This window comes from Papillibacter cinnamivorans DSM 12816 (assembly GCF_900176335.1).
GTDB classification, from domain to species: domain Bacteria; phylum Bacillota; class Clostridia; order Oscillospirales; family Oscillospiraceae; genus Papillibacter; species Papillibacter cinnamivorans.
Genome location: NZ_FWXW01000004.1, coordinates 298,617 through 314,861, shown reverse-complemented (window position 1 = coordinate 314,861; position 16,245 = coordinate 298,617). Strand labels below are relative to the sequence as shown.

Sequence of the window (16,245 nt, the reverse complement as noted above, 5' to 3'; positions counted from 1 at the left end):
ATTTTTATGGTTCAAATCAAAAGCGTCGTCCCGCTGGACGGTCACCGGCTGGAGGTCGATCTGGAAAACGGCAGCAGCGTCACACTGGATTTCACCGCCAAGCTCGGAACCGTGAGGTTCGGACTTCTTTCAGATCCCGTGTTTTTCCGCCGGGCGGAAACGGACGGCACAATTGTTAAATGGGACAACAAAATCGAAATATCAGCCAGCGAGCTCTTTCAGCTGGCGCAGAAATGAGGGCAAAAATATGAAAATCAAAAAAAAGCTTTTATCCATTCTCATGACGGCGGCGCTGGTACTCTCGCTGCTGCCGGGGTTGACGCTGCCGGCCACCGCCTGGGCGGCACCGGTCATCTGCGGGGGTTTCGAAGTAACGGGCGATTCGAACTATTCATTCAGCGGCAATACCCTGACGTTCTCGGGCGACGGCACATGTGTTGTGAAGCTGGCCTCTAAATGGCTGGCAACTACCAACCAAATTGTGGTAAGCAGCGGCACCGTCAACATCACGCTGAGCGACGTCATCGTCAACGCATCCGGCTGCGCGTTTACCGTTGCCAGCGGCGCAACAGTAAACCTGACGCTCAGCGGCACAAACGCCCTGATCGGTTGCGGCTCGGGATACGACGGATTGCAAGTGGAGAGCGGAGCAACCCTGACGATAACCTCGTCAACCGGTGGCAGCCTTACGGCAACCGGCAGCGACGGCGGCGCGGGCGGCGACGGCGGCGCGGGCATCGGCGGCGACGGCGATATCAGTATAAGCGGCAGTGCCCATGTTGAGGCAACCGGCAGCTCCGGCGGTGACGGCGGGGTCGGAGACGGCTCCGGCGGCGACGGTGGCGCGGGGATAGCCGGTAACACAATCAGTATAAGCGGCAGCGCCTATGTTAAGGCAACAGGCGGCAACGGCGGCGCGGGCGGCAACGCCGGCTACGGCGGCAGCGGCGGCGACGGCGGCGACGGCGGTGTGGGGATAGACAGTAACTCAATCAGTATATCCGGCAGCGCCCAAGTGAGAGCAGCCGGCGGCTTCGGCGGCGGCGGTGGCATCAGCTATATAAGTGACGGCGGTGACGGCGGCGACGCCGGCGCGGGGATTGATGGCGACACAATCAATATATCCGGCAGCGCGCAGGTAACGGCAACAGGCAGCTACGGTGGCACCGGCGGCAGCGCCCCCTTTGGCGTTGACGGCACCGGCGGCAACGACGCGGCGGGGATAGGCTCAAGCGGCAGCTCTATCACGATAAGCGGCGGCTTCGTAACGGCGACCGGCACCGATACCGACACCTCATATGACATCAGCGGAAGTTCCGTTACAATAACCGGCGGTTCGGTTTATCTATCACGGAACAAAGTTAATCCTTTGCCTACCGATGGCTCTGACCGCGTATATCTTGTTTACGTGACCGGTTTGGCCTATGCCGCCAGTGCAGCCACATCCTACTCAATAAACGGCGGCTCAGCTCTTTCAACGAATACAGTTTCCAGCGGCATTTTGTATCTCTGGCTGCCGGCGACGGAAAGCAGCACTGAAATTTTGCTTAACGCCGGGGGCAAAGAGTATAAGGCGGCGGGGGATAAGATCAGTTATGTAAATGCGACCGATATGTTTGCATTAAACCCCCCGCTGGCCGCCAAATTTGTCCTCACACCCTGCGGTAACGGCACGTATTTCGTTAAGTCCGACGGCGACTCGGCTTATACCGGCAGCTATAACGATGAGAGCTTCCTGACACTGACGGTGGACAGCGGCGTCACCGGCTTTAAATACTTTGGAGTCGATATTACAGTCGCCGAGACGGGCCACAGCGGCACGGAGACCTGCGTGTTCGTGCAGACAAGAAACGGGGTGCAGATCGCCATAAACGCCACGACCGCTGATTTTGATACGGTGGGCACAGCGACGGCGGGCTTCAACGTCAAGCCCGGCGATGTGATCGAGGTTTATATTGTGGACAGCCTGACCAATGGTTCCGGGACCAGCCCGACGGTGTTATAATTTTCAAATACAAGGAGTCAGGATTATGAAAAGGTTAAACAGTAAAAAGCTTTTATCCATGCTGCTGACGGCGGCGCTGGTACTCTCGCTGCTGCCGGGGCTGTCGTTACCGGCAATGGCGGTGAGCCATACCTATTACATCGATTACGGCTTCATCACGATTTCACAGGATGCGTCGGACGCCTCGTATCTGGACGTCACCTACAGCGCCACGTTGGGTGCCGTGTCCTCAATGGACATAATCCCATCCTCCGACGAGATCGTCATTACACAGACGGACAGCAGCACGGCTACAGCAAACGTCATCACGGTCAGCAGCGGTACGGTCAGAATAACGCTTCAGCAGGTAAATATCAGCACCATCCCCCATAGCTGCATCTCCATCATCTCCGGCGCTGCCGTTGAGCTGACGCTTTCGGGCGCAAACCAGTTGTACGCATTGGGCAATGACACGGGAATTCAAGTGCCAAGCGGGGCATCGGCAATCATCGACAAAAAAACGAGCGATACCAGTGATACGCTGACAGTTCAAGGCGGATTCAACAGCGCAGGCATCGGCGGCGGCGTCAAAGGCTCGGGCGGCACGATCACGATCAATGGCGGTACGGTAACGGCACGCACTTACGGTCTTGGCGCGGGCATCGGCGGCGCCTACGAAGGCTCGGGCGGCACGATCACGATCAATGGCGGCTGTGTGTACGCAGAAGGAGGCAAGGGTGGCGGCGCGGGCATCGGCGGCGGCGTCAAAGGCTCGGGCGGCACGGTTAAGATTTCCGGCAGCGCAAAAGTGACTGCTATAGGAAATACCACCTTGGATTATTTTGAGGATGAATATTACTACGAAAGCGGTGCTGGCATCGGCGGCGGCGATTCAGGTGCGGGTGGTACGGTAATCATCAGCGGCGGTACGGTAGTGGCAACCGGTGGTACATATGGCGCCTCGGATATCGGAAAAGGCGCAAACGTCTCCGGTGACGGCGACCTGTATATCAGCGGCGGCTCGGTAAACGCAGACTTTTCCGGTACCGTGTATCAGACGTCGGCAAAGGAAACCGCGGTGTATAAAACCGTCGTCAGCGGGCTGCATGTAAGCACCGACATGACCTGTGCGTATAACGGCGGCGCTGAATTCTCTTGCGCGACTGACTCGAACGGATATTTATACCTTTGGCTGCCGGAGGGCAACGGAACTGTATATGCATATAATGACGGCTCCTATTGTAAGGCGGCGGGGACAATCGACACGTCGAACAGCAATACGCTGATCGCTGTGTGTATCAGCATCTCAACAGCGAGCCTGCCTGTCGGCGTGGCGTACATAGACTACAGCGAGACGCTTGTTGCCACCGGCGGCAGCGGCACATTTAGCTGGTCAACAAGCTCCGCTCTGCCCTCAGGCATCACGCTGAGCACCGACGGCGTGCTTTCCGGCAAACCCGTCAACAGCAGCGCCGGCAGCTACAGCGTTATCGTCACCGTGACGGACGCGTCCGATCCAAGCCTTACCGCGACGAAAACCTTCACCTTGACGATCCAAGAGCACTGTGGGAACGGCGCGTACCTCATCGCGTCCGATGGTGACGGGGCTTACATCGGCAGCTACACAGGCAGCGGCATCCCGACGCTGACGGTGAACAGCGGCGTCACGGGCTTTAAGTATGTCAGGGTCAATATTACGACAGATACGGGACACGCCGGGGCGGAGACCTGCGTATTTGTTCAGATACGGAACGACCAGCAAATCGCGTTCTGCTTCCTGACTGCTGATTTTGATATAGTAAGCACCGCGGGCGCTGGCTTCAACGTCAGGCCCGGCGATGTGATCGAGGTTTATATTGTCGATTCGCTGTCCAATTCCGGCGGCAGCCCGACGATATTATAAGGGAGATTTTAATATGAAAAGAGGACTTTCAATTTTCTGTATTCTTGTGGTGCTTTTATGTGTTTGCCAAACAGCGGCCCTGGCGGCCGACCCGATCACGGTAGCTGTGAGCGCCGCGACTGCGCAGGCGGGCGATACGCTCACCGTCAGCGGCACGACGACCGCCGATACCTGGGTCAGCCTCAGGGGACTTGACGGCGACGGGAGCATCGTCTATTTCAGCGCCGTCTTGTCCGACGCGTCCGGTTCTTACAGCCAGATCTTCAAGGTGCCCGAAATGGCGGACGGGACGCTGACGCTTGTTGCCGGAAACGGCAGCATGACGGCGAGCGCGGAAATAACGATTTACACATCGTCAAGCAGCGGAACATCGAGCAGCGGTTCGGGCAGTTCATCTGCGTTAAAAGTCAGCGTTACTTTTGACAGCGTGGCTCAGGCTGCGCTCAATGAAAAGACTAACGGGAGCTATACCGTTAAGGCCAATGAAGTTTCGGTGTCGTCTCTTTCTGACGCGGCGAAGGCGCTTATAGGTTCCCGTCCGGTGTATGATCTGCGCGTCGTCTCCGGCGATACAACGATTTCCTATTTCGGCGGAGGCTGGGCCACGGTGCGCATCCCCTATACATTAGCCAGCGGCGAGGATGCAAACCGGCTTGTCATTTGCCTTATTACAGATTCCGGCGCGCCCGGTATTATGCCAAACTGTGTCTTCGATGCCCACACCGCTGAAATGGTATTTACGACGACTCACTTTTCGACCTTCGCGGTCGCATACAATCCCGTGAGCTTCTCGGATGTTTCCGACAGCGCGTGGTACGCGGACTATGTAGCTTTTCTTGCTGCAAGGGGCATCGTCGGCGGAAACAACGGAGCATTCAGACCTGACTCGAGCATTACAAGAGCTGAATTCGTGACCATCCTCGCCCGGATGTCCGGCGACAATCTGAGCGGCTATACAGCAACACCATCCTCGTTTACCGACGTGACGTCATCCGACTGGTACTTCGCCATGGTTCAATGGGCGTATGAAAACGGCGCGGCCTCCGGCTATGACGGCAAATTCAATCCAAACGCGGTGATCACCCGCGAGCAGATGGCAGTAATGCTCTACCGCTACGCCAAATACGCGGGAGATGTATCCAATGCGGAGGGTATGTCCGCGAGAGAATTTTCCGACTACGACAGTATTTCAAGCTGGGCTCAGGCATCCGTCCAGTGGGCTATGAACAACAGCATAATCGAAGGAAACGATGACGGCAGCTTCGCTCCCGCAGCAAACGCCACCCGTGCACAAGCTGCGAAGATGATCGCGGTAATGTTACAACGCATGATTGAAAGCTGAACCACATGAAGAAAAGACATTCGCCCAAATAACAGAGTGAATGAAAAAGGAAAACCCTGTAGTCGTTGAAACTACAGGGTTTTCCTTTGGCGGAGAAGGAGGGATTTGAACCCTCGCGACGGTTTCCCGCCCTACACCCTTAGCAGGGGCGCCTCTTCGGCCTCTTGAGTACTTCTCCAGATGACGAATATAAGAAATATAATCGTATTGTCGTGGCGGAGAGAGAGGGATTCGAACCCCCGGCCCTTTCGGGTCACTGGTTTTCAAGACCAGCTCCATAAACCGCTCGGACATCTCTCCATTTTACATATCTTTTCAGATACAAGCGAAATGATACCATACCGGTACTTCTTTGTCAACCCAAAACCCGGCCAGAGGAAAACCGCTCCGGGCATAGCGCCGGGGGGAACCGCGGCGGCGGAAAACACCGTATGACGGAGAACGGCCGGGGCTTTCCTTCCGTGCCCACCGGACGACCGCAGGAAACGAAGCGGGGATCTTTCCCCGCTTCGTTTTTAACCAAAAACGGCTGTCTTATACTGATATGCGATGGGATTTACATCCGGCTCCCGTTTGTCTCCTTGCCCATGAGCATAGTCATGACGGCTTTCTGAACATGCAGGCGGTTTTCCGCCTCGTCAAAGATCTCCTTGGCGTGGGCCTCGAAAACCTCATCGGTGATCTCCTCTCCCCGGTGAGCCGGGAGGCAGTGCTGCACCACGGCGTGGGGCGAGGCTTTTTTCATCACCGATTCGCTAATCTGATATCCCTTAAAATCCCGCCTGCGTTTTTCTGCGTCGGCTTCCATCCCCATGGAGGCCCACACGTCGGTCACCAAAACGTCTGCTCCCTCGGCCGCCTCGAGGACGCTCCGGGTGAGGGTGAACTTGGTCTCGGTGACGGTTTCGGCGAAAGCAAGCACGTCCGGGTGGGGCTCGTAGCCCTCGGGGCAGGCGACGGATACGTGCATCCCGCATTTGAGGCCGCCCACGATGAGAGAGTTTGCCATGTTGTTCCCGTCCCCAACATAGGCAAGTTTCAGGCCCTCCAGCCGGGACAGGTATTCCCGGACGGTCATGAGGTCGGCCAGCACCTGACAGGGATGGGAAAAATCCGTGAGCCCGTTAATCACCGGGATGGAGGCGTATCTGGCCAGGTCCTCCACCACCTGCTGCTCAAAAGTGCGGATCATGATGCCGTCGCAGTACCTGGAGAGAACCCGGGCAGTGTCCTGCACCGGTTCTCCCCGGCCGATCTGAGAGTCTTTTCCGCTGAGAAAAAGTGCGTGGCCACCCAGCTGGTACATGCCGGTCTCAAAGGAGACCCGGGTGCGGGTGGAGTTTTTCTCGAAGATCATAGCCAGGGTCTTGCCCTCCAAATAGGCGTGGGGCAGCTTGTGCTTCTGGTTGTATTTCATCTGGTCGCCCATATTCAGGATCTTGATGATCTCGTCCTTGCTGAGATCCAGGAGCTTTAACAGGTCTTTTTTCATATCCGGTCTCCTTTACAGCACGGCCTTCAGAATTTTCAGGCCCTTGTCGATTTCCTCTTTGGTGATGGTGAGCGGCGGAAGAAGGCGCAGGGTGTCCTGCCCCGCGGTGAGGCAGACCAGGCCGTTGGCCAGAAGCATGTTCACCGCTTCCTTATGGGTCATGTCCTTAATCCTGACTCCAATCATGAGCCCCAGGCCGCGGACCTCCGCGATGTAGGGACTTTTCATCTCCCGGATGCTCTCCCGGATATAGTTTCCCTTGTCCTCCACCTGAGCCAGGGCCTCCTCGTCCAGAATGTCCATCACCGCGAGAGCCGCGGCGCAGCAGACGGGGTTTCCGCCGAAGGTGGTGGCGTGGGTCCCCGGAGTGAGAACCCCCCGGGTGCGCTCGCTGCAGAGAAACCCTCCCAGGGGAAGCCCTCCCGCGATGCCCTTGGCGAAGGTCACCACATCGGGCAAAATACCATACTGCTGGTATGCAAAGAAGGTGCCGGTGCGGCCGATGCCGGTCTGGACCTCGTCCACGATAAGCAGCCAGTCCCGCTCGGCACATAGAACCGCCAGGGCGTGAATAAACTCCCGGTCCAGAAGATACACGCCACCCTCGCCCTGCACCAGCTCCAGCATCACCGCGCAGACGTCGGGTCCCCCCTCGCGCCGGACGCTCTCGATATCATTGGGTTCGGCGTACCGGAACCCCTCGGGGAAGGGGAAAAAGTAGTTGTGAAAGACATCCTGCCCGGTGGCGGCCAGGGTCGCCGCGGTCCTGCCGTGGAAGGACTGCTTCAGGGTGATGATCGTGCCCCGGCCCTTGCCGTATTTGTCGAAGCTGTATTTCCTCGCCAGTTTGATGGCGCCCTCGTTTGCCTCCGCGCCGGAGTTGGCGAAGAAGACCCCGCTCATCCCGCTGCGGCGGCAGACGACCTCCGCCAGATCCGCGTAGGGCTGCGTATAATAAAGATTGGACACATGGCCCAGCTTCAGGGCCTGCTCCAGGATGGCCTCGGCCCACTTCTGGTTGCCGTGGCCGATGCTGGCAACACCGATACCGCTGGAAAAATCGATGTACTCCTTACCGGAAAGGTCGTAAAGGCGGGCGCCCTCCCCCCGCTCAAAGGCGACGGGGTATCTGGGATAGGTGGCCAGCACATAGGCTACGTCTTTTGCCTTCAGCTGCTCAAAGGTCATGACAATCGTCCTTTCCGTCCGGGAAACCCGGCGTCACAGTATCATGGTTCCGATGCCCTCGTCGGAGAGCATCTCGATTAAAATCGAGTGGGGGATCCTGCCGTCCAGGATATGGGTGCGCTCCACGCCGCACCGGACAGCCTCCACGCAGCAGTCCACCTTGGGGATCATGCCGCCGCCGATAATCCCGTCCTTGACAAGGCCCGGAACGCTGGAAACCTGGACCACATGGAGCAGGGTCTCCTCGTTTTTGGGGTCCCGCAGAAGGCCCCGGACGTCGGTGAGCAGAATCAGCTTTTCCGCCTTCAGGGCCACGGCCAGTTTGGCCGCCGCCGTGTCGGCATTGATGTTGTATGCGGTCTCGGCGTCGATGCCCAGGGCGACGGTGGAGATCACCGGGATATAGCCCTTTTCCAGAGCGTCGGTCACGGGGTTGGGGCAGACCTCGGTGATCTCCCCAACGAGACCGTAGTCGTTTTCCCCGTCCTGCAGCTTCACGGCCTTCATCATGCCGCCGTCCATGCCGCAAAGACCCAGGGCCTTGCCTCCCATGCGGTTGATGGTGGCCACCAGATCCTTGTTCACCTTGCCGCACAGGACCATCTGCACCACGTCCATGGTTTCCCCGTCGGTGTAGCGCAGGCCGTTTACAAACCGGGAGGGCTTGCCGATCTTTTTCAGCATGTCGCTGATCTCGGGGCCGCCCCCGTGGACCACCACGACGCGGATACCGACTAAGCTTAAAAGCACAATGTCGCTGATCACCGCCTGGCGCAGCTCTTCGCTTATCATGGCGTTGCCGCCGTACTTCACCACCACGGTCTTGCCGTTGAATCTCTGAATATAGGGCAGGGCCTCGGCCAGTACCGTCGCCCTGTCCACATGGGAATAGGTCATATATACCTTCCGTTCCGCCGCTGTGCGCCGGCTGGGATTGGGTCCGCCGCCGGGCACAGTATGCCGGCGGATATCGATTTCATACCAGCTTCCATGTTTTTTCAGGTTCTGTAATCTCCGTTGATGCGGACATAGTCGTAGGTAAGGTCGCAGCCCCAGGCCTCGCCCGTTCCCCCGCCCTCACTGAGGCGGATATCGATGATGATCTCCTTTTCCGAGAGGATGCGCTTGGCCTCGGCCTCGTCGAAGGAAATCCCCGTTCCCGCGCTGCAGACCAGGATTTCTCCCGATTTGGAACGGAAATACACGTCGGTCGCCTCGGGACGGAAGTCAGCGCCGGAGTAACCCATGGCGCAGAGGACCCTGCCCCAGTTGGCGTCGGCGCCGAACATGGCGGCCTTCACCAGAGAAGAGGAGACCACCGCCATGGAAAGGGCCGCCGCGGTCTCGTTGTCGGATGCTCCGCCGACTTTGGCGGTGACCAGATGGGTGGCGCCCTCCCCGTCCTCGGCCATACACCGGGCCAGATACCGGCAGACATGGACCAGGGCATCCAGAAAGGCTTCGCTGTCCTTCCCTTCCGCCGCGATCACGGTATTTCCCGCCAGACCGTTTGTCAGCACGGCGCACATGTCGTTGGTGGAGGTGTCCCCGTCCACGCTGACACGGTTGAAAGTACGCTCCGCCGCGGCCAGGAGGAGTTTTCTGAGGTAAACGGGCTCCACCGCCGCGTCGGTGGTGATGAAGCAAAGCATGGTTCCCATGTTGGGATGGATCATGCCGGATCCCTTGGCGATGCCCCCCATGGTGACGGTTTTACCGTCCAGGTTAAAGCGCACCGCGATCTCCTTTTTCATAAGGTCGGTGGTCATGATGGCCCTGGCCGCCGCGTCCGACCCGTCTTTCGACAGGGCGGAAACCAGGGCGGGGATGCCCGCTTCGATCACTCCGATGTTCAGCGGCTGGCCGATGACCCCCGTGGAGGCCACCACCACGTCGCTCTCCGGGATGTTCAGGGTCCTCGCCGCAGCTTTGCACATCGTCTTCGCGTTTTCCGTTCCTCCGGGAGCGCAGGCATTGGCGTTGCCGCTGTTGCAGATCACCGCCTGAGCCTTTCCGTCGGACAGGTTCTCCATGGTAACCCAGATGGGCGCGGCCTTGACCCGGTTTTTGGTGTACACCGCCGCGGCAGCGCAGGGAACCTCTGAGTATATCAGGGCCACGTCCTTTTTCTCCGGGTTTTTATTTTTCACTCCGCAGTGGATCCCCGCCGCGGTAAAACCGATGGGAGCGGCGACGCCCCCTGTAATTTCCTGCATAACTATCTCCTCCCGCCAAATGCGGCGATACTCGTTTATTCCAGTCCCGCGCCCTCGTCCAGCCCCAGCATGAGGTTCATGTTCTGGACGGCGGCACCGGAGGCGCCTTTCCCCAGGTTGTCGAACCGGGCAGCCGCCACAGCCTGCTCCCCGTTTCCGCAGAGGGTGATCTCCAGGCGGTTGGTTCCTTCGAAGCCCAAGGGGCTCAGCATCCCGGCGGTCTTCACCTCGGGAGAGACGGAAACGAACCGCTGCCCCGCGTAATACCCCGCCAGAGCTTCCCGGAGTTCCCGGGCCCCCAGCCCCCCGGTGAGCTCCTTATGCAGGGGGACGAAGACGGCCATACCCGCGTAAAAATCCGCCACGATGGGGGAAAAAACGGGCGGTGTGTGCAGCCCGCAGACGGTTTTCATCTCCGGAAGGTGCTTGTGGGAAAGGTTCAGACCGTACTGCCGGGGAGCGGCAAACTCGGCGGCCCGGCCGGGGTCCCGGTACTCGGCGATCATCTTTTTCCCGCCGCCGCTGTAACCGGTGAGCGAGTGGCAGGAGAGAAGGCTTGCCGGGGAGAGGATCCCCATCTTCACCAGGGGGTATACGACGGAGATAAAGCCCGTGGCGTGGCAGCCGGGGTTCGCCACCCGCCGTGAGGCCGCTACGGCGGCTCTGTGTCCGGAAGACAGCTCGGGGAACCCATAGTCCCAGCCCTCCGCCGTCCGGTGTGCGGTGGAGGCGTCGATCACCCGGGTTTTCCCGTTTTCGATCATGGAAACAGCTTCCCTGGCGGCCTCGTCCGGCAGGCAGAGAAACACCAGGTCGGCTTCGTTCAAAAGCCTGCGGCGCTCGGCCGGGTCCTTGCGCAGGGCGTCGGAAATGGAAAGAAGCTCAAGCTCCCGCCGGCCGGCCAGTCTTTCCTGGATCTGCAGGCCGGTGGTCCCCTCCCTGCCGTCTATAAAAACCTTACTTTTCACCCGTTCTCGCCTCAACAAATTTCAAAATCAGATCCATCTGCCGCCGCACCTCCTCCGGCGCGGGGCCGCCCTCAGTCTTCCGCTGGGCGACGCACTCGTCCAAAGAGAGGGCCTGATACACGTCCCCGTCGAAGGCGGGGGAATATTTTCGGAGTTCCTCCAGAGAAAGCTCCTCCAGGGTTTTCCCGGCCTCGACGCACTCGCGCACCAGGCGGCCGGACGCGGTATAGGCGTCCCGGAAGGGAACGCCGCGCTTGGCAAGGTAGTCGGCACAGTCGGTGGCGTTGAGAAAGCCCTTTTCGGCGGCCTTCCGCATGTTATCCGGGCGCACTTTCATGGTGTCCACCATGCCGGTGAATACCGGGAGGCAGAGCCGCACCGTGTCCAGAGCGTCGAAAACCGGCTCCTTGTCCTCCTGCATATCCTTGTTGTAAGCCAGAGGCAGAGACTTCATCACCGTGAGCAGGGTCACGAGAGAGCCGTAGACCCGTCCGGTCTTTCCCCGCACCAGCTCGGCAACGTCGGGGTTTTTCTTCTGGGGCATGATGGAGGAGCCGGTGGAAAAGGCGTCGTCCAGCTCCACGAATTTGAACTCCCAGGAGCACCAGAGGATGATCTCCTCGGAAAACCGGGACAGGTGCATCATAAGGATGGAGAGGGCCGAGCAGAGTTCTATGGCGTAGTCCCGGTCGGAAACCCCGTCCAGACTGTTTTCCGTGATCCCGGCAAAGCCCAGAAGCTCCGCCGTTTTTCTGCGGTCCAGAGGATGGGTGGTACCCGCCAGGGCGCCGGAGCCCAGGGGGGAACGGTCCATCCGCCCGAGGCAGTCCTCCAGCCGGGTCACGTCCCGGCAGAACATGTTGGCATAGGCCATCATGTGATGGGCGAAGGTAATCGGCTGGGCCCTCTGAAGATGAGTGTAGCCCGGCATGACAGTGTCGAGGTTCTCCTCCGCCTTTTTCACCAGCACCCTCTGAAGGTCCAGGATCTGTTCCAGAACCTTCGGAATCTCCCGCTTTAAGTACAGCCGCAGGTCCACGGCCACCTGGTCGTTCCGGCTCCGGGCGGTGTGCAGGCGCTTTCCCGTCTCCCCCAGGCGCTCGGTCAGCAGGGCCTCTATGTTCATGTGGATATCCTCGTTATCCGGGGAAAACTCCACCTTGCCGGCCTCGATGTCCGCGAGGAGGTCTTCGAGCCCCGATACCAGCTTCCGCGCCTCCTCCGGGGAGATTATCCCTTGCTCTCCCATCATGGAAGCGTGGGCGATGCTGCCCCGGATATCCTCCCGGTACAGCCTTGCGTCAAAGCGGATGGAGGAGTTGAAGTCGTTTACTTTCCCGTCGGTCTCCTTCTGAAACCGGCCCGACCACAGTTTCATATGCGCTCTCCTTTTGGGGATGTATTATTTTACGGCGTCTTCCCGCTGAGCGTCCAGGGTCGCCTTCACCTTGATCGGAAGGCCGAAGAGGTTTATAAAGCCCTCGGAATCCTTCTGGTTATAATCGCTCTCCCCGAAGGTGGCCACCGACTCGCTGTAGAGGGAATAGGGGGACCAGACGCCGGCGTTCATGACGTTGCCCTTATAGAGCTTCAGACGCACCGTGCCGGTGACGGTTTGCTGGGTCTTATCCACAAAGGCATCCAGGGCCTCCCGCAGGGGGGTGAACCACTGGCCGTTGTAAACCAGGTCGGCGTATTTCTGGGCCAGCTGGGTTTTCACCCGGAGGGTCTCCTTGTCCAGGGTGATGGTCTCCAGGACGGTATGGGCCCGGTAGAGAATGGTGCCGCCGGGAGTCTCGTACACGCCGCGGCTCTTCATGCCCACCAGGCGGTTTTCCACCAGGTCCTGAATCCCCACGCCGTTGGCCCCGCCGAGAACGTTGAGCTGCCGAATCACTTCTGTGGCGCTCATCTCCTCCCCGTTTACCGCAACGGGGACACCCTTGTCGAAGTCAACGGTGACATAGGCCGGCTCGTCGGGGGCGGCTTCCGGGGTCACGCCCATCTCCAGGATGGACTCCAGGTCCGGCTCGTTGCCGGGATCCTCCAGGTCCAAACCCTCGTGGCTCAGATGCCAGAGATTCTTGTCCTTGGAATAGTTGGTCTCGCGGTTGATCTTCAGGGGTATGTTGTGGGCCTCGGCGTAGTCGATCTCATCGTCGCGGCTTTTGAGATCCCAGATGCGCCAGGGAGCAATGATGGTCATCTCGGGGGCGAAGGCCTTGATGGTAAGCTCAAAGCGCACCTGGTCGTTTCCCTTCCCCGTGCAGCCGTGGACGATGGCGTCGGCTCCCTCGGCCTTGGCGATCTCCACTATCTTTTTGGCGATGATGGGCCGGGCGAAGGAGGTACCCAGGAGGTACCCGTCCTCGTACACCGCTCCCGCCTTCATGGTGGGGATGATGTAGTCGTTAACAAACTCGTCCACCAGGTCCAGAATGTAGAGCTTGGAGGCTCCGGTTTTCAAAGCTTTCTGCTCCAGGCCCTCCAGTTCGTCCCCCTGGCCCACGTCGGCGGAGACGGCGATCACCTCGCAGCCGTAATTTTCCTTCAGCCATGGGATGATGATGGAGGTATCCAGTCCTCCGGAATACGCCAGAACGGCTTTTTTGATCTGTTTCATGTTTGCTCCATTCCGCCGCCGCAGCGGCAAGTTCTATCGGAATTTACAGTCCCCGCCGCGGGCGGCGGGGAACCGCAGCTGTATGGCTCCGTTTTAAAAAGAATACCACAGGGTGAATGATTATGCAAGCCGAACTTTCTTATTTTACATCATATATTCTTGTATATAATGCTTATTCCTCCATTCCCAGATGAATATATTCATGTATATTCATTATAATATGCATATTATGCACGCTTTTTCAGACATGGAATCTTCGCCGCGCCTCTTCCCGGAGGGCGGGGCGGCGGCGTACGACGATCAGGGGGATCATGAGGGCGGCACAGATGGTGCACACCACCAAGGACCAGCTGACGCCGGGGCTTTCTATCAGATACCGGTCCAGGATCCATTCCACCCCCAAAGAATAGACCCCCGCGGCGCCGATATAGGAAATAATGCCGGTAAGCAGCGACCGGCGGCGGCGGTGCAGCAGCAGGTAGAGCAAGGATACGAACACCATCGCCCCCCCGATGAGGGGAAGGGCCACCGCCGTATACCAGTCTGCGCCCCGGAGATCCAACGATATGAGCCCCACATAGAGGGCGACTGCGCAGCCGTCCATGAGAATGTGCGGCAGCCCCCGGGCCCGGCGGGTGAGGAAGGGGGGCACCAGAATCACCCAGAGCATGACGCAGGCGCCGATGATATACAAGGACCAGCCGCGTCCTGGATTGAGCACAAGAAGGTTTAAAAGGCCGCAGGCCGCCGAGACCGAGGCGAGCATCGCGCTGACAATAAGGGCGATCTCCCGCCGGCTCACGGGGGGAACCTCCCCTTTGTCCGCGGGATAGGGCTTCGGGGAAACCGTGTCCGCGGGGCACTTGGGATTGCGGACGGGGGTTTTGCACAGGGGGCATTCCCCCGCCGTTTCGTGGAGCTCCACGCCGCAGTTCACGCAGTATGACATCCGTTTCCCTCCTCCCGGTTGCTTTCCACCCGGACATGAATCCCGTCCCGGACCAGGCGCCGGAAAAATTCCCGTTCCACGTCGGGTTCCACGATGGAGCCGGCAAAGGTGATGGCCATCGTGTTTCCAAAACTGATGCAGCCGCAGTTTGCTCTTGCGGCAAAGGACTGCCCCAGCATCATCTCGGCTCTCTGGATGTGCTCCCGCATGGCCGCGGGAACCCGGAAAACCCCCGGATTGGTAAGGGTCGCGGAATACTGCCGGTTGCCCATCCTCTGATAATTGATATAGAGAAGGGGATTTTTCATCACCAGGGGTATGCGGGAAACAAAGGGGTTGAAGCGGAGCCTCACATTCCCGGTCATCTTGGCGCGCAGGTACTGGCGGCTTAAGTTCAGGCGCATGTAATGGTGCACCTGGCGGACGATTTCCTCGAAGGTATACTCCCCCATGCCGGGGTTCACGGCGGGACAGACGTTGAGAATGAAATTGCGCAGGGTGTCCGAGGGAAAAAATCTCCGCAGGTCGATGGGGACCGCCAGGGCCACGGGGCGGAGCCTGTGGGGCTGCTCCCGCTTCTGCTTGTCCAGCAGCACCCGGATAAGGACCGCCGAAAGGTATTCCGTGATGGAGGCGCCGTAGCTTTTCGCCGTCAGGCGGAGCTCGTCCAGAGACACCAGACCCGAAATTACGTTCAGAGTATAAAAGGGAGCCCGGGTCCCGAGGCCCGGATAAGCCTTGTCCTCCTTCATCCCGCGCGGGGTCTCGGAGGTGGCGTACCGGATGTAGGCGTCCTCGGCTTCCTCCTCTTCCGGGGGCGCGGCTACGTCTTTGACCCCAAGGGTGCAGGGAATCTCATATCCCTGCAGGCGCAGGTACTCGGCCAGCAGAGTCTTTAAAAACACCATCGCCCCCGCCCCGTCGGTAAGGGCATGGTACATCTCGACGGAAATGCGTTTTTCATAAAAATAGATTCTCAGCAGATACCCGTTATCCTCCCGGAACCGCACGGGCATGCAGGGATTGGCTATATCCGGCTTGACAAAGGGGCCGGGCTTGAGGTTCGGCTCGAGATAATACCAGAACACCCCTTTTTTTATGCACACGTTGAAAACGGGAAATCTCGGCATCGTGAGGTCCACTGCCCGCTGAAGAAGCGCGGGGTCGACTCGTTTTTTCATCACCGCGGAAAACCGGTAAATCGCGGAATAATCGTCCCGCTGGATAGCGGGATAGACCGCGGCGGAATTATCCAGCCTATACCAGCCGCGGCTTTTTTCCGCTCCGTTTTTTTCCTGCAACTTTCCGCCCCCTTTGTTTTGACCGGGCCGGCGCGTTTCCCCGGTCTGTATGATAACTCATTTACCAGTATTGTATCATTGCCATCCGGCGGAGGCAATATTATCAGGCAAATCAGGCGAAGGTTCCGCCGCCGAAAGGCGCGCTTTTCCAGAGAAACGGAGAAACATTCGGCAAATCAGAATGATTCTATTTTCTTCCGGAATGTGGTATGATACCTGCGAGGGTTTCAGAGAGCTCCCCCAGACGGATAAGATCCGTGCGGATCTTCACTCTGCCGC

13 protein-coding genes and 2 tRNA genes are annotated in these 16,245 nt (G+C 59.0%); 4 read left to right on the top strand and 11 right to left on the bottom strand.

Annotation, left to right across the window (positions count from 1 at the left end; genetic code table 11):
• Positions 1-6: 6 nt before the first annotated feature.
• From B9A13_RS08355 to B9A13_RS08340, 4 genes are read left to right on the top strand one after another with little or no spacing between them, the layout of a single operon-like run.
• Positions 7-237, top strand: coding sequence for a DUF2442 domain-containing protein (locus tag B9A13_RS08355; protein ID WP_084234682.1), 231 nt, complete (start codon positions 7-9; stop codon positions 235-237).
• Positions 238-247: 10 nt separating this feature from the next.
• Positions 248-2,005 (top strand): hypothetical protein, encoded by a 1,758-nt coding sequence (locus tag B9A13_RS08350; RefSeq protein ID WP_084234681.1) that lies wholly within the window; start codon positions 248-250, stop codon positions 2,003-2,005.
• Positions 2,006-2,030: 25 nt separating this feature from the next.
• Positions 2,031-3,887, top strand: a complete 1,857-nt coding sequence (locus B9A13_RS14595; RefSeq protein ID WP_084234680.1) for a putative Ig domain-containing protein — start codon at positions 2,031-2,033, stop codon at positions 3,885-3,887.
• A gap of 13 nt (positions 3,888-3,900) precedes the next feature.
• Positions 3,901-5,229, top strand: a complete 1,329-nt coding sequence (locus B9A13_RS08340; protein WP_084234679.1) for an S-layer homology domain-containing protein — start codon at positions 3,901-3,903, stop codon at positions 5,227-5,229.
• A gap of 87 nt (positions 5,230-5,316) precedes the next feature.
• Here B9A13_RS08340 and B9A13_RS08335 read toward each other — a convergent pair.
• The 11 genes from B9A13_RS08335 to B9A13_RS08285 form a co-directional block, all read right to left on the bottom strand.
• A tRNA-Ser gene (locus B9A13_RS08335) sits at positions 5,317-5,407 on the bottom strand.
• Positions 5,408-5,442: 35 nt separating this feature from the next.
• Positions 5,443-5,529 (bottom strand) — tRNA-Ser (locus tag B9A13_RS08330).
• Positions 5,530-5,785: 256 nt separating this feature from the next.
• On the bottom strand, positions 5,786-6,721 hold the full coding sequence (argF, locus tag B9A13_RS08325) for an ornithine carbamoyltransferase (RefSeq protein WP_084234678.1): 936 nt from the start codon (positions 6,719-6,721) through the stop codon (positions 5,786-5,788).
• 12 nt (positions 6,722-6,733) lie between these two features.
• Complete coding sequence (locus B9A13_RS08320) at positions 6,734-7,909, bottom strand: aspartate aminotransferase family protein (protein WP_084234677.1); 1,176 nt, start codon at positions 7,907-7,909, stop codon at positions 6,734-6,736.
• A gap of 33 nt (positions 7,910-7,942) precedes the next feature.
• Complete coding sequence (gene argB / locus B9A13_RS08315; RefSeq protein ID WP_084234724.1) at positions 7,943-8,806, bottom strand: acetylglutamate kinase; 864 nt, start codon at positions 8,804-8,806, stop codon at positions 7,943-7,945.
• 101 nt (positions 8,807-8,907) lie between these two features.
• The gene (argJ, locus tag B9A13_RS08310; protein ID WP_084234676.1) at positions 8,908-10,125 is read right to left on the bottom strand and encodes a bifunctional ornithine acetyltransferase/N-acetylglutamate synthase; all 1,218 of its coding nucleotides are present in this window, start codon (positions 10,123-10,125) and stop codon (positions 8,908-8,910) included.
• A gap of 35 nt (positions 10,126-10,160) precedes the next feature.
• Entirely contained in the window at positions 10,161-11,093 is a 933-nt protein-coding gene (gene argC, locus B9A13_RS08305) for an N-acetyl-gamma-glutamyl-phosphate reductase (RefSeq protein WP_084234675.1), read from the bottom strand.
• Positions 11,083-12,471, bottom strand: coding sequence for an argininosuccinate lyase (gene argH / locus B9A13_RS08300; RefSeq protein WP_084234674.1), 1,389 nt, complete (start codon positions 12,469-12,471; stop codon positions 11,083-11,085). The genes argC and argH overlap by 11 nt, the downstream gene beginning before the upstream one ends.
• A 24-nt stretch (positions 12,472-12,495) precedes the next feature.
• On the bottom strand, positions 12,496-13,716 hold the full coding sequence (locus tag B9A13_RS08295) for an argininosuccinate synthase (protein WP_084234673.1): 1,221 nt from the start codon (positions 13,714-13,716) through the stop codon (positions 12,496-12,498).
• 241 nt (positions 13,717-13,957) lie between these two features.
• Entirely contained in the window at positions 13,958-14,665 is a 708-nt protein-coding gene (locus tag B9A13_RS08290; RefSeq protein ID WP_084234672.1) for a DUF6320 domain-containing protein, read from the bottom strand.
• Entirely contained in the window at positions 14,650-15,966 is a 1,317-nt protein-coding gene (locus tag B9A13_RS08285) for a hypothetical protein (RefSeq protein WP_084234671.1), read from the bottom strand. The genes B9A13_RS08290 and B9A13_RS08285 overlap by 16 nt, the downstream gene beginning before the upstream one ends.
• Positions 15,967-16,245 lie beyond the last annotated feature (279 nt).

Coding starts and splice junctions, on each gene's coding strand:
- B9A13_RS08355 (WP_084234682.1), top strand. CDS start 7: ATGGTTCAAATCAAAAGCGTCGTCCCGCTGGACGGTCACCGGCTGGAG.
- B9A13_RS08350 (WP_084234681.1), top strand. CDS start 248: ATGAAAATCAAAAAAAAGCTTTTATCCATTCTCATGACGGCGGCGCTG.
- B9A13_RS14595 (WP_084234680.1), top strand. CDS start 2,031: ATGAAAAGGTTAAACAGTAAAAAGCTTTTATCCATGCTGCTGACGGCG.
- B9A13_RS08340 (WP_084234679.1), top strand. CDS start 3,901: ATGAAAAGAGGACTTTCAATTTTCTGTATTCTTGTGGTGCTTTTATGT.
- argF (WP_084234678.1), bottom strand. CDS start 6,721: ATGAAAAAAGACCTGTTAAAGCTCCTGGATCTCAGCAAGGACGAGATC.
- B9A13_RS08320 (WP_084234677.1), bottom strand. CDS start 7,909: ATGACCTTTGAGCAGCTGAAGGCAAAAGACGTAGCCTATGTGCTGGCC.
- argB (WP_084234724.1), bottom strand. CDS start 8,806: ATGACCTATTCCCATGTGGACAGGGCGACGGTACTGGCCGAGGCCCTG.
- argJ (WP_084234676.1), bottom strand. CDS start 10,125: ATGCAGGAAATTACAGGGGGCGTCGCCGCTCCCATCGGTTTTACCGCG.
- argH (WP_084234674.1), bottom strand. CDS start 12,471: ATGAAACTGTGGTCGGGCCGGTTTCAGAAGGAGACCGACGGGAAAGTA.
- B9A13_RS08295 (WP_084234673.1), bottom strand. CDS start 13,716: ATGAAACAGATCAAAAAAGCCGTTCTGGCGTATTCCGGAGGACTGGAT.
- B9A13_RS08290 (WP_084234672.1), bottom strand. CDS start 14,665: ATGTCATACTGCGTGAACTGCGGCGTGGAGCTCCACGAAACGGCGGGG.